The sequence below is a fragment of the Thalassospira tepidiphila MCCC 1A03514 genome (assembly GCF_001662875.1).
Classification (GTDB): domain Bacteria; phylum Pseudomonadota; class Alphaproteobacteria; order Rhodospirillales; family Thalassospiraceae; genus Thalassospira; species Thalassospira tepidiphila.
Genome location: NZ_JPVZ01000004.1, coordinates 23742 through 36791 on the forward strand (window position 1 = coordinate 23742; position 13050 = coordinate 36791).

The following is a 13050-nucleotide window of genomic DNA, read 5'->3' on the forward strand; positions in this document are numbered from 1 at the left end:
ATTGCGGCATGCTTGCATGTCTTGAAAAACGAGATGACGTGAATGAAAGCAACCGCCCACATCATGGTCCTTTTGGTCGAGGACAACATGGATATCGCCGCCACCGTCAGTGACTATCTGACGATTGAAGGCGTTGAATGCGACCATGCCTATGATGGTGAAACCGCCTATCAGATGGCGCTGACCGGCGAATATGACGTCATCCTGCTTGATCTGATGTTGCCATTCCGTGATGGCATCAGCATCTGCAAGGCGCTGCGCGACGAAGGGGTGGACACCCCGGTTCTTATGCTGACCGCGCGCGATACACTTGATGACAAAATCGAAGGCTTCCACGCCGGGGCGGACGATTATCTGGTCAAACCGTTTGAGCTTGAAGAGCTTCTTTTGCGCACGCGTGTTTTATCGCGTCGACGCAGTGGCGAGGTAAGGCGTTTCTCGCTTGGTGACCTGCTTATTGATTTTGAAAACCGTTCCGTGGTGCGGGCTGGTCAGAATATCAGTGTATCGCCAACGGGTTGGACCATTTTGGAGGTTCTCGCGCAAAACAGTCCGCAGGTTGTAACCCGTTCTCGCCTGTCGATGGCGCTCTGGCAAGGCGATCCACCTGATACCAATGCGCTGAAGACACATCTTTACAAACTGCGTCATCGGATCGACAAACCGTTTGAGCAAAATCTGATTCACACCATTCCGGGCCAGGGCGTGGCCCTTCGCGAGCAGCCGCTATGAGCACATGTTGCGCACCCAAGACCCGATCCTTTTCCCGCTTTGTGCGCAATTATGTGCTGCTGGGTCTGGTGATTACGCTCGTGCTTTATACGGTGGTCGTCAATTTCTACATGCTGTATGGCAAGTGGATGGTGGCGTCCTTCCAGCTGCAGGTCATTGCCGAACAGTATGACAATGAACTGGCCGAAAACCGCGAAGCCCCCTTGCCCAAGGGTTTCAATATTGAAACCTTCACCGGGTTTGATCAGCTGCCGGCAGAATTGCGCGCGCATGCAACGCCAGACGATCTTGAGATTGGCGAGCTTTTCTACATTAACACCGACAAGTATGCCGCCGAAGAAAACCCGGAAAATCCGGTCTTTCTGGTCTTCCCCTATCAGCTGCGCAATGGGGATGACATCCTGATCCTGCAGACCTATCACGCCGGGGATGAAGACAGCATCTATTTCGTGCGCCTGCACAAGCTGGCCCTGTTATCGATCCCGTTTGCCATGGCGGTTGTCGGCATCTTTGCCTGGTTCCTGTGGGTGATTGGCAAACGCCTGACCAAGCCATCCGAGAACCTTCAGAACTGGGCCAACAATCTGACCGCAGATAACCTGCGCGAACCGATCCCGGATTTCGGGTTTGAAGAGCTGAATGACGTTGCCCATGAACTGCATCGATCGGTTGACCAGATCGACAAATTCGTTGCCCGTGAACGTGAATTCCTCCGTCAGGCCAGCCACGAGCTGCGCACGCCCGTTACCATCGTTTCGGGCAATGTCGAACTTCTGGAAAAAAGCCCGCTCAACGCAACGCAGGCACGCGTCATGGCCCGGATAAAACGCGCCAACCGCAATATGCAGCAATTGCTTGAAACGCTGTTGTGGCTGGGCCGTGACAATGCACCGCTTGGCCAAACCGAAACGATCAACATCAGCAGCTTCATCGAACAGGAAATCAGTGATCTTTCCTATCTGATGGGGGGCAAACACGTTACCTGCACATTTGAACCTGACAGCCGCGAAACCGAGATCGCGACCTCGCGCGCGGCACTGATGATTGTGGTGTCCAACCTGATCCGAAATGCGTTCCAGCACACGCCAAAGGGCGAGGTCAAGATTACGCTTTCCGGCACACAGATCTGTGTCGAAAACGCCATCCTGACCTGCAATGGACAATGCACAATGCCACAGGGCGAAGGCATTGGCCTGCAACTCGTCCGGCGTATTTGTGAACGTCTTGACTGGACCTGCACACTTACGCATCTGCCCAATGGCGGCATGTCGGTTTGCCTGGATCCGGGCGCCGAAACGCGGGTTGAGCGCAAACCCGAACTGGTTGAAAACTAATCCTCACACAAAAAGGGCAGCCCATGGGCTGCCCTTTTTTATTGGTCTGACTTATGGTCGAAACAGCCTTGCCGCCGGATGTTCGAACGTTACCCGGCCATCCTTCATGCCCCAGATCGGACGGCTGATTTCGGAGACCACTTGTGCGCGGCTTTCGGCGGGCAGGACGATGAAGCTTGCGGCTTCGCCGACCGCGATTTTGTTGGATCGGCCGAGAAGTTTTGCCGGGGCGTCTGACACCATGGCAAAGCAGTTTTCAAGCTCGGCCTCGGTCGCAAGCTGACTGACATTGGCATACAGGTTGGCCATGCGCGACAGCGAACAATCGCCGTAAGGCGTAAACGGGTTCAGCACATTATTGGTCGCAATCGTGCAGCACACACCATGGGCGGCAAGCTTGTGAGCAGGCGCGACACCACAGGGCACGGAATGATCATGATCGCGCCCGGTCAGGAAAAGGTCGGTTGCGGGCAACACGGTCAAACCGATCCCGGCATCGCGCATGATGGCAATCGTGTCTTCAAGTTCGGGCTTGGGCAGTACCGACAGTTTGGTCACATGCCCGATCATCACCCGGCCCTGCCAGCCAAAGGCGATGGATTGCTTGGCGACTTCATCCAAGTGCCGCCAACTGGCATCCAGATCGAAATCAAGATGGAAATCCAGATCAACATCATAGTCGCGCGCCATTTCAAACAGACGCAGGATCTGACCATGTGGATCGGTATCCATATAGGGACAACCGCCCAGCAAATCGGCACCATTGTCCAATGCTGCGCGCAACAGCTCCTCGGTGCCGGGATAGTTAAACAGGCCTTCCTGGGGGAAGACGCAAATCTCGATATCCATTGCCCAGGCATAGTCGGCCTTAAGCCGCTTGATGGCGTTAAAGCCTGCCAAGCCGATGCCCGGATCGATTTCGACATGGGTGCGCACCGCATTGGTGCCCTCGGTAATTGCCTTTTCAATCACTCGGGCACCACGGGCGTAAATGTCATCCTCGGTAAAGCCGCTTTTGGCGTTGGCGACCGCACTGATCGCGCCCTTTAACGTGCCGGTTTCGTTTTTGGCCCGGTCCAGAATGCAGGCTTTATCAAGGTGAATGTGACTTTCAACAAAGCCGCAACTGAGCAACTGGCCCGCTGCGTCAAAGCTTGGCCCATTGCCCGTAATCGACTGGGCAATTTCAACAATTTTTCCATCCGCCACGGCAAGATCGACAAGTGCATTCTCACCATTCAGGCAGGCGTTCCTCACCAGATAATCAAGCATTCTCGTGTGTTTCCTGTTTTGGTTTCTTATCACCTTGTTCCGAGCCCCCCAAATAGGCGGCAATCAGGCGTTCATCTTTTCTCAGCTCGGATGCCTTGCCTTTGGCAACCACCTGTCCCTGTTCAAGGACATAGGCATAATCGGCAACCGAAAGCGCCATGGTCGCCATCTGATCGACCAGAAGGATTGTCACCCCTTCGTCGCGCAATTCGCCGAGAATGGCATAAAGTTCCTCGACCATGGCCGGGGCCAAACCAAGCGATGGCTCATCAAGCAACAGCGCCTTTGGCTTGGCGACCAGACCACGGGCAATTGCCATCATTTGCTGTTCGCCCCCGGACAACAGACCAGCCGGGCTGTTGATGCGATCGCGCAGGCGCGGGAAACGGTTCAGGATGGCTTCAAGTTCGTCGGAACTGACAGGTTTTGGTTGCTTATAGGCCCCCAGTTCAATGTTTTCGCGCACGGTCAGTTCCGGGAAGACCTGACGGCCTTCGGGCACCAGAACCAAGCCCTGTTCGACGATCTGATGCGGGGCAAGATCATGGATGTATTCGTTATTGAGAACGATCTTGCCATCCACGGGGCGCAGCAACCCGGCCAGTGCGGTCAGGAAGGTCGACTTGCCCGCACCGTTTGCCCCCAGCAGTGCAACCATTTCGCCCTGACGGACCTTAAGATCAATGGAATGCAGAACCGGTGCGGCGCCATATCCGGCCGTTAAACGCAGCGTTTCGATCACCGGGGAGTCCCCGGCCTCAAACGGGATCGGGCGCGGGCGGGCCTTCATTTCCCCATCACCAAGATAGGCCGCGATCACCTGCGGGTCATTCTGCACCGCCTGCGGGGTATCAAAGATGATCGGGGTTCCGGCATCCACCGCCAGGATCTGATCGGAAATGCCCATGACCATTTCCATGTCATGTTCGACCAGCACCACCGTAATCCCGGCATCAGCCAGTTGGCGCAGCAATTTCGCCAGTGACACCTTATCGGCATGCATCAGGCCCGCAGCCGGTTCATCGAGCAACAAGACCCCGGGTTTGGTCGCAAGCGACCGGGCAATTTCAACCAGCCTGCGATCAACATGCGGCAGGTCACCGGCACGGGCATCAATATCGCCATGATAGCCACAAAAGGCCAGAAGCCCGGCGGCGTGGTTGCGGTTGGCATCCGATGCAATCGCACTGAATGGCTTGCCAAAGCGACCGACCGGAAGACCGGCAATGACGTTGTCGATCACCGACATGTTTTCAAACAGACGGGTCGCCTGATAGGTGCGTGCAATGCCATTGCGCGCGGCAAAATCGGTTGGCTTGCCTGCGATGTCCTGATCCCCGATGCGCACCACACCTTCGGTCGGTTTGTAAAATCCGCTGATGATGTTCAAAAGTGTCGTTTTACCCGCCCCGTTCGGGCCGATGATCGATGTTACATCGCCCGGCTTGGCAGTAAAGGAAACGGCATTGACCGCCTTGACCCCGCCAAACGCAATGGACAGGTTTTCCACCATCAGGCCATCGGACTTGGCGTAATCCTTAAGCCCGGCCTCAATCTCGTGCGCCGGGGTGGCGGTGACGCCGCGCTTGGTCAGCGGGATGAACCGTTCGATAACACCAACAATCCCGCGCGGTGCAATCAGCAACACGACAATCAAAAGTCCGCCAAAAATCAGCAGGCGATATTCGGCAAAATCGGCCAGCAGTTCGGGCAACAAGACCGAAACAGATGCGCCGACCAGCGGCCCCAGCACCGTGCCCGCCCCGCCCAGAATGACGGCAAACAGATACAGGATCGACTGACTAAGCGGGAAGTTTGATGGCGCGATAAACATCATAAGTGGTGCAAACAAAGCACCGGCAAGCCCGGCCATGGCAGCCGCAATCGCAAAGCCGGTCGCCTTGACGGCAAAGGCGTTATAACCCAGCGAACTTGCGGCAATTTCCGCATCGCGCATGCTGGTCATCGCCATGCCCCAGCCACTTGTTGCCAAACGACGGAAGGCAAAAAGCGCAACCCCGGCCAGAACGACACACAGCATCACAAGATCGCGTTCGCTAAACATATAGCCAAACAATTCCGGCATCGGGAAACCCATCAGGCCGTTTTGCCCCCCGGTCAATGCGCGCCATTCAATCGCGCCATGTTCGACAATAAAGGCAAAGGCAATCGTCACCATGGCAAGGAACGGCCCCGCCATGCGCACCGCCGACAGTGCCAGGACACAGCCTGCCAACCCGGCAATCAGGGTCGATGCAATCAGCGCCATCCAGAAGTTAAGCCCGGCCAAAGTCAGGATCGCACTGGCATAGGCCCCGATGGCAAAGAACCCGACCTGCCCCAGCGACACCAGCCCGGTCAGGCCATACAAAACGTTCAGCCCCACACACAGAACGGTGGTGATGGCGACAAGGCCGATGACGAACTGGGTATAGCCGCCCGTGATCGTGACACCGATCAAACCGGCGATGATGGCGGCCAGAATGGTCGCATCAAGGGCGATGGATTTATTGAGTTTGGGCATCGGATTTTTGAATTTGATTTCGCGTTTCATCATCAGACCTTCTTGATCGCAGCACGGCCAAACAGGCCACTTGGTTTGACGGTCAGAACCGCGATCACAAGCGCGAAGACGACGATGAAGGTGTAGGACGATCCGAGATAGGTGGTCACACCGGCCTCAACCAGACCATAGATAAAGCCAGCCAACATCACGCTATAGGCCGATGTCATGCCGCCCAGAATAGCAACCGCAAAGGCCTTGAGGCCAAAAAGAGTGCCCATATCGGAATGCACCGAAAACAGCGGCGCAATCAAAAGCCCGGCACAGCCGGCCAGCATCGATGAAATGGCAAAGGATCCGGTCACCATCAAGGTGGTGTTGATCCCCATCAGCTTGGCGGCCTGAAGGTTTTGCACCACCGCCAAAAGCGCACGGCCCTGACGGGTATGACGGAACAGGGCATGCAGTGCGAGTGCGACACCAATGGCCGCCACCGGGATCAGGATTTGTTGCGGGTAAACGCCGGTGCCAAACACGTTCCAGCTTTCACCGACAAGGGCGGATGGCAGGGTGCGCGGTTCGTTGCCAAAGGTAAACAGCACCGCGTTATCGAGCAAAATACCGCCCGCGACAGTGGCCATCAGCCAGGCTTCGGAATTGCGAATGGCAAACGGACGGACAAGGAAAAATTCAACCAGAATACCGGCAAGCCCGCAGCACAGAATGGCCAGCGGATAGCCGACAATGACCGGAAAACCGTATCGTTCGCAGAACACAAAGCCCAGAACAGCGCCCAGCATCACCATCGATCCTTGCGCGAAATTGACCTTGGAGGACACCGAATAGGTGATCTGGAAACCAAGTGCGATCAGCCCGTACATACTGCCAAGACCGATCCCGGTTATCAGAGCTGCGATTAAGAGTGTCATTGCCAGCCGCCTGCTTATGCCGTGCACGCAAGTGCATCATTTAAAATGAATAAATCCCCCGTCGGCGTGCATTGGGGAACACGCCGACGGGGTTAGATAAATCGCTTATTTGATCGGAATGATCTGACCTTCGACGAAATGCGCGAAGGTGTAATCTTCCGGACCAAGCGCATCCTGATCATCCGGGGTGAACGGCTTGTCATAGGTTTTGATCATGCCTTCGACACCGCTGATTTCATACATCGCTTCGCGGATGGCCGGACCTTCGGTCGAACCGGCCTTTTCAATCGCCGCTGCAATCAGAAGGGTCGCGTCATAGGCATTGGCAATACCGGTTGCCGGGGTTACGTCAGCAAGGGTTTCGATTTCCGGGAACTTTTCCTGAAGTTTGACGAACATCGGATTTGCCGGATCGGTAAACAGATAGGTCTGGATGAAGTGGACTTTCTCGCCCGACTTGCCAGCAAGTTCGGTGAAGCGGCCACCGGCCGGACCCCAATGCGAGGAAATCGGCACATCCCAACCCATGCGATCAAGCGACTTGATCACCTGTGCGGTCGGGGCAACGTTGGCAACGACAAACAGCGAGTCCGCACCATTTTCCTTCAGACGGGTCAGCTGCGGGACAACATCGACATCGTTTGATTCAAACTTTTCGATCCCGGCATGTTCCATGCCACGCTTTTCAAGCGCCTTGAGCAAGCCCTTTTCATTGGACTCCCCCCACGGGTTGTTGATCAGGATCATGCCCGGTTTCTTGGCAGCGTAATTGGCGATCAGATATTCCGTGATGGCTTCGTCGACATATTCATCAACCGCCGAAACGCGGAAGACATAGTTTTCCTCGGCACCGTTTTTGGTGATCCCGGTTCCGGCAGCCCACGGGCCAATGAACGGGATTTTCTGCTGGTTCACATAGGGCACGATGGCAAAAGATACCGGCGTATCAAGGCCGCCAATGATCGCCGCAACGCCTTCGCGCTGGGCCAGTTCACGGGCTGCAACCAGACCCTTGCCCGGGTTGCTTTCATCATCACGCGAAACAAGTTCAAGCGGCTTGCCAAGAACACCGCCCTCGGCATTGATCTTGTCAATCGCAAGGGTGATGCCGCGCGTAATGGCTTCGCCCGATTTGGCCGACTGACCGCTGAGTGCGGCAACAAGGCCGAGCTTCACAGTGTCTTCTGCACGGGCATCATGGGCAGGCAAGGTGGTGGCGAACATCAGCGCAGCTGCAGCCCCGAGAAGGGCGGCACGCCGCGTTATTTTCCGGAAAGGCGAAGAAATAGGCATGTGAGACTCCCTGATTATGTGTCTGCGTCGTCCGGCGTCGCAAATTCGGCATGCGCACCAAATCGTCACCGCACTGCAGCAAGCGACATGCCAAGAATCACAATTATTCAAAATCAGGGACTTAGGCGTTTTCCCACCCCTTCGGAAAACAGAATTGCCTCATGTATACGCAGATTGCATGCAATTTTTGCATAAAATTAGTGCATGCAAAATTTCTGCACAGCGTTTATGCTGATGCCAGATCAATTCCCGAAAACAGAGGCCTTCCAAATGAGTGACCAAACCGTGGAAAATGTGCTCGATACCCTGCCGCCAGAGGCGCAGACGGTGCGTGATTTTCTTGATGCATCCATGAAGCCCGACCCGGAACTGGCGGCGACGTTCATGTCCGATGATGTCGTCATCACCTTTACCGATGGTCAGAAATACGACCATCCATCGGGCACCACGGCGTTTAACGCAGCGCGTTATAAATGGGTGAAAAAGAAGTTCGGGCAGTTTGATGTCGCCCTTACCAATGGCCAGACTGTTGTTTACAGCACCGGATGGCTTTACGGCGAATGGCCGGACGGCACCCCGTTTGAAGGCAACCGTTATGTCGACCGTTTCGTGATTGAAAACGGCAAGATCATCAAAATGGATGTCTGGAATGAAAGTGCGGAACGCATCCTGATCCGCAAGGGCATCAAGGCCTGAGCCAGACAGGAACCCGAATGATGCAGCCCGAACCAGCCATCTGCGATCAGTACGCCACGCGCGAAGTCCCGTGCGCGGCTTCTGATATGGCTGTGGGGCACGCGGGCTTAGCTGGTGCCGTCACGCACCTTTTTGGCATAGGGTTCCAGCGCATCAAGATACAACAACGGCCCGCTTTCCTTGGTCGTAAACAGGGCGCGGTCGGCGACCGCCGTCAGGTGATGACGCATCAGTTTGCGCGCCGCATCTTCGTCGCCCTTGGCAAGGGCCTCGATGATCTGGCGGTGCTCCTGAATGCCGCAATCGGTCGAATGCGGGCGGGCATAAAGCGACAATGTCAGGCCACAGCGATAGCCGATTTCCTCGACATAGCGCAGCAAGACCGGGCTTCCGGCAAGGCGGGCGAGCAGAATATGGAATTCGGTGGCAAGACGGATCGAGATCGGCTCGGACGCGTTTTCGGCTTCGACTTCCTTGGCAAGATGGGCTTCAAGTTCGCCCAGAATTTCCGGGCTCATATTCTTGATCACCCGGCTGATGACAAGGTCTTCGATCTGGGTGCGGAGCTCAAACAGATCGCGCGCTTCTTCAAGGCTGGGCTTGGCAACCGCAGCCCCCTTGTTGCGGCGAAGCTCGACCAGCCCCTCGGCGGCAAGCCGTTCAAGCGACTGGCGAATAAGGGTGCGGCTGACGCCGAACCGTTCGCCAAGGGAATCTTCGGGCAGCTTCATGCCAGGCATCAGAACACGTTCGAGGATTGCCGAACGCAATGCCGAACTGATCATGTCTGTGCGATGCTTTGCCTTGTCCGCTGCTTTCATCCCGATCCGCCAAGTTTCTTGTTTCGATCACTTTATTGCCTGCGTCTGTATAAAGGATTGCATGCAATTTCGCCACAACCGATGCACGCATAACGCTAACCTGTTTGAAATCAATCCTTTTGGCTGAAAGAACCAAGCCCATGACCGACCATCAAACTGCCCCCGAACATCGCGCCATGGTCACAAGCCCCAGCACAGCGGCCAGCGAAGCCGGTGCGCAAGTCTTGCGCGACGGTGGCACCGCGATTGAGGCCGTCGTCGCCACTGCGGCAGTGTTGGCGGTAACATACCCGCATTTCTGTGGCATTGGTGGTGATGCGGTCTGGATGGTTTCAGACAATACGGGCAAGGTGCAGTCTTTCCTGGGTATTGGTCAGGCCGCCGAAAAAGGCGGCGACACAATCACGCCCGGCACCCCAATTCCGCTGCGCGGTCCGGGCTCGACCCTGACCACTGCCTGCACGGTGGATTCCTGGCAACACGCGCTTGATCATTCGGCAAAAAACTGGGGCGGGACCAAAAGCCTTAAGGACTTGATCACGCCTGCGATTGCGCTTGCGGAAGACGGCTTTGCGATCAGTCCGTCGCAATGTTTCTGGCTTGATTTCCGTAAAGAGGAAATCGCCAATTGGCCGGGCTTTATGGATGTCTTCACCCCGAATGCGCGGATGCCACATGTCGGTGAGACATTTCATCAGCAGCACTTGGCCCAAAGCCTGAAACGCATTGCCGAATATGGCGCGCGCGATTTCTATGAAGGCGATCTTGCCGATCAGATTGTCAAAGGCCTGTCGGCCGTCGGATCGCCGATCAGCAAGGGGGATTTGGCAAAAACCCGCACCCGCACGGTGGATGCCGTATCGCTTGATTATGGTGATGTCACCCTGTTTGCCCCGCCCGCGCCAACGCAAGGATTGGCGACGCTTATGACCATGGGGGTGTTGCGCGAACTGGGGCATAAGGACTGGGCCGAGGGAACGGCGGATCATTACCATCTGGTGGTCGAGGCCATCAAACGCGCATTCCTGAAGCGCGATCAGATCGCCGATCCCGATTTTACCAGCACCGATTTCACGGCCCTTCTGGCTCACGCCGATCTGGCCGCAGACGCCAAGGACATCTCCCCCACCAAGGCGCTTGATTGGCCGCATCCGTTCCGGCATGGCGATACGGTGTTTCTGGCCGCCAAAGATGCCAATGGCAATTGCGCCAGTGTTCTGCAAAGCACCTATTTCGATTGGGGCAGCGGCGTTGTCGCGGGCGATACCGGCATTGTCTGGCAAAACCGTGGGGCCGCATTCAGCACCGATCCCACCCACCCCAATGCCTTCGCACCGGGCAAGCTTCCGTTCTATACGCTTAATCCCGGTATGGCGCTTAAGGGCGGCAAGCCGCATCTGCTTTATGGCACGCAAGGGGCAGATGGGCAGCCACAGACCCTTGCGATGCTGCTCACCCGCCTGCTTGATTTCGGCCTGTCGCCGACGGACGCGCTCGCCAAGCCGCGCTTCCTGCTTGGCAAGACGTTTTCAGACACCAATGACAGCCTGAAACTGGAAGTCGATGCCGGCGATGACGTGTTTGACGAACTGGCCGCACGCGGCCACATCCTGCGCGCCATTGAGCCGCAAAGTGCGCTGGCCGGTCAGGCGGGGATCGTTCGCATCGACGAAGACGGCTTTGTCGAAGGTGCGCATGACCCGCGCAGTGACGGCAAGGCGATTGGCGTTTAGAGTCTTCGTTCACTTGGTCTAGCGCGGGCACTGGTCCGGGTGGGCGTTGGCGAAGGCCGCAATGGCGTTACAGCGTTGTTCTATGGCGCAAATTCGCGGAAGGTGAGAAAAGCGCACATTCCAGCGGCGCGCGTTATAAAGCTGCGGGATCAGGCAGATATCGGCCATGGACGGGCGGTCACCGTGGCAGAAATCGCCGTTGGTGCCGTCACCGGCAAGCATGGCTTCAAACCCGGCCAAGCCCGATCCGATATATTTCGCCATCCATTCCTGTCGTGCGGCATCGGCGTCATCACCGTGCGCCTCGGCGATATCCATCACATGGCGCACCACCCCCAGATTACAGACCGGATGGGTATCCATGGCAATCGCATGCGACAGCGCCCGCACCCGTTGGCGGGCCAGCGTTTCGGTCGGCAAAAGCCCCTGCCCCGGCCTCGTTTCATCAAGATATTCAATGATCGACACCGACTGGGTCATCATGACCCCGTCGATTTCAAGGGCGGGGACGAGGCCTTGTGGATTGCGCACCAGGTGTTCGCCGATTTTGTGGCTGCCAGCCAGCAGATCAACCGGCACCGTCCGGTACGGAAGGTCGAGCAACCCCAGCGCAATCCGCACGCGATAACTCGCCGAGGATCGCCAATAGTCATACAAAACGATCTCGCTCATAGTGGAGGGCCTTATGGTTTGTATTGGCGGACGGTTTGTTCAATCGCACCAAAGATCGACTGGCCTTTGGCATCAAGCATTTCGATTTTGACGCTGTCGCCAAATTGCAGGAACGGTGTTACCGCCGAACCATTTTCAATGGTTTCGATCATGCGGATTTCAGCAATGCAGGAATAACCCGCACCACCCGCGGCAACCGGTTTGCCCGGCCCACCATCAAGCTTGTTCGATACCGTGCCCGACCCGATGATCGACCCGGCACAGAGCGGACGGGTGCGTGCGGCGTGGGCGACAAGCTGGGCAAAGTCAAAGGTCATATCGATCCCGGCATTGGCACGCCCGAACGGCTTGCCATTGAGATCGACACACAGCGGCAAATGAAGCTTTCCACCATCCCACGCATCGCCCAGTTCATCCGGGGTCACGGCAACCGGGGAAAAGGCCGAAGACGGCTTGGACTGGAAGAAGCCAAATCCTTTGGCCAGTTCGCCGGGGATAAGACCGCGCAGCGACACATCATTGACCAGCATGATCAACCGAATGGCATCACGCGCCTGATCAAGGGTTGCACCCATTGGCACATCATCGGTGATGACGGCAATTTCGCCTTCCATGTCGATGCCCCAGGCGGTATCGCCCATCAGGATATCATCGCGCGGACCAAGGAAGCTGTCCGACCCGCCCTGATACATCAGCGGATCGGTCCAGAAGCTTTGCGGCATTTCGGCACCACGGGCCTTGCGGACCAATTCAACGTGATTGACATAGGCCGATCCATCAGCCCACTGGAACGCGCGCGGCAAGGGTGAATGCGCCTCGGTCTGATCAAATGCAACGCGTTTGGCCGGACCTGATCCGGCTTCGACATCGCCTGCCAGATCCTGAAGACGCGGGGCAATATTAGCCCAGTTATCAAGCGCGGCCTGAAGGGTTGGCGCAATCGCGCTGGCATCGACATATTCCGACAGGTCCTTGGAAACCAGCACCAGCTGGCCGTCGCGGGTACCATTTTTAAGGGTGGCGAGTTTCATTGTTTTTGTGCCTCCGGCATTCTTTTCGTTAAGT

The 13050-nt window shown here is 56.6% G+C and carries 11 protein-coding genes; 4 read left to right on the plus strand and 7 right to left on the minus strand.

Features of this window, described 5'->3' with window-relative positions; translation table 11 throughout:
• The first annotated feature begins 42 nt into the window (after positions 1–42).
• Both TH4_RS10385 and TH4_RS10390 read left to right on the plus strand, forming a co-directional pair.
• Positions 43–732, plus strand: a complete 690-nt coding sequence (locus TH4_RS10385) for a response regulator transcription factor (protein WP_064781066.1) — start codon at positions 43–45, stop codon at positions 730–732.
• Complete coding sequence (locus tag TH4_RS10390) at positions 729–2066, plus strand: sensor histidine kinase (RefSeq protein WP_064781067.1); 1338 nt, start codon at positions 729–731, stop codon at positions 2064–2066. The genes TH4_RS10385 and TH4_RS10390 overlap by 4 nt, the downstream gene beginning before the upstream one ends.
• Positions 2067–2117: 51 nt before the next feature.
• Here TH4_RS10390 and TH4_RS10395 read toward each other — a convergent pair whose 3' ends face one another.
• From TH4_RS10395 to TH4_RS10410, 4 genes are all read right to left on the minus strand, one after another.
• Complete coding sequence (locus tag TH4_RS10395; RefSeq protein WP_064781068.1) at positions 2118–3338, minus strand: amidohydrolase family protein; 1221 nt, start codon at positions 3336–3338, stop codon at positions 2118–2120.
• Positions 3331–5895 (minus strand): branched-chain amino acid ABC transporter ATP-binding protein/permease, encoded by a 2565-nt coding sequence (locus TH4_RS10400; protein ID WP_209272245.1) that lies wholly within the window; start codon positions 5893–5895, stop codon positions 3331–3333. The genes TH4_RS10395 and TH4_RS10400 overlap by 8 nt, the downstream gene beginning before the upstream one ends.
• On the minus strand, positions 5895–6770 hold the full coding sequence (locus tag TH4_RS10405) for a branched-chain amino acid ABC transporter permease (RefSeq protein ID WP_040823102.1): 876 nt from the start codon (positions 6768–6770) through the stop codon (positions 5895–5897). Before TH4_RS10405 ends, TH4_RS10400 begins: the two co-directional genes overlap by 1 nt.
• Before the next feature lie 105 nt (positions 6771–6875).
• Positions 6876–8063, minus strand: a complete 1188-nt coding sequence (locus tag TH4_RS10410) for an ABC transporter substrate-binding protein (RefSeq protein ID WP_064781069.1) — start codon at positions 8061–8063, stop codon at positions 6876–6878.
• Positions 8064–8333: 270 nt separating this feature from the next.
• Here TH4_RS10410 and TH4_RS10415 point away from each other — a divergent pair, with 270 nt between their 5' ends.
• Positions 8334–8759, plus strand: coding sequence for a nuclear transport factor 2 family protein (locus TH4_RS10415; protein WP_064781282.1), 426 nt, complete (start codon positions 8334–8336; stop codon positions 8757–8759).
• A gap of 107 nt (positions 8760–8866) precedes the next feature.
• Here the strand turns inward: TH4_RS10415 and TH4_RS10420 are convergent, their stop codons facing one another.
• Positions 8867–9580: a GntR family transcriptional regulator gene (locus tag TH4_RS10420; protein WP_008889992.1), complete on the minus strand. Its 714-nt coding sequence runs from the start codon at positions 9578–9580 to the stop codon at positions 8867–8869.
• 140 nt (positions 9581–9720) lie between these two features.
• Here TH4_RS10420 and TH4_RS10425 point away from each other — a divergent pair, with 140 nt between their 5' ends.
• Positions 9721–11313, plus strand: coding sequence for a gamma-glutamyltransferase family protein (locus TH4_RS10425; protein WP_083997077.1), 1593 nt, complete (start codon positions 9721–9723; stop codon positions 11311–11313).
• Positions 11314–11331: 18 nt separating this feature from the next.
• Here the strand turns inward: TH4_RS10425 and maiA are convergent, their stop codons facing one another.
• Positions 11332–11985 (minus strand): maleylacetoacetate isomerase, encoded by a 654-nt coding sequence (maiA, locus tag TH4_RS10430; RefSeq protein WP_064781070.1) that lies wholly within the window; start codon positions 11983–11985, stop codon positions 11332–11334.
• Between the two features lie 11 nt (positions 11986–11996).
• Entirely contained in the window at positions 11997–13016 is a 1020-nt protein-coding gene (locus TH4_RS10435) for a fumarylacetoacetate hydrolase family protein (RefSeq protein ID WP_064781071.1), read from the minus strand.
• Positions 13017–13050 lie beyond the last annotated feature (34 nt).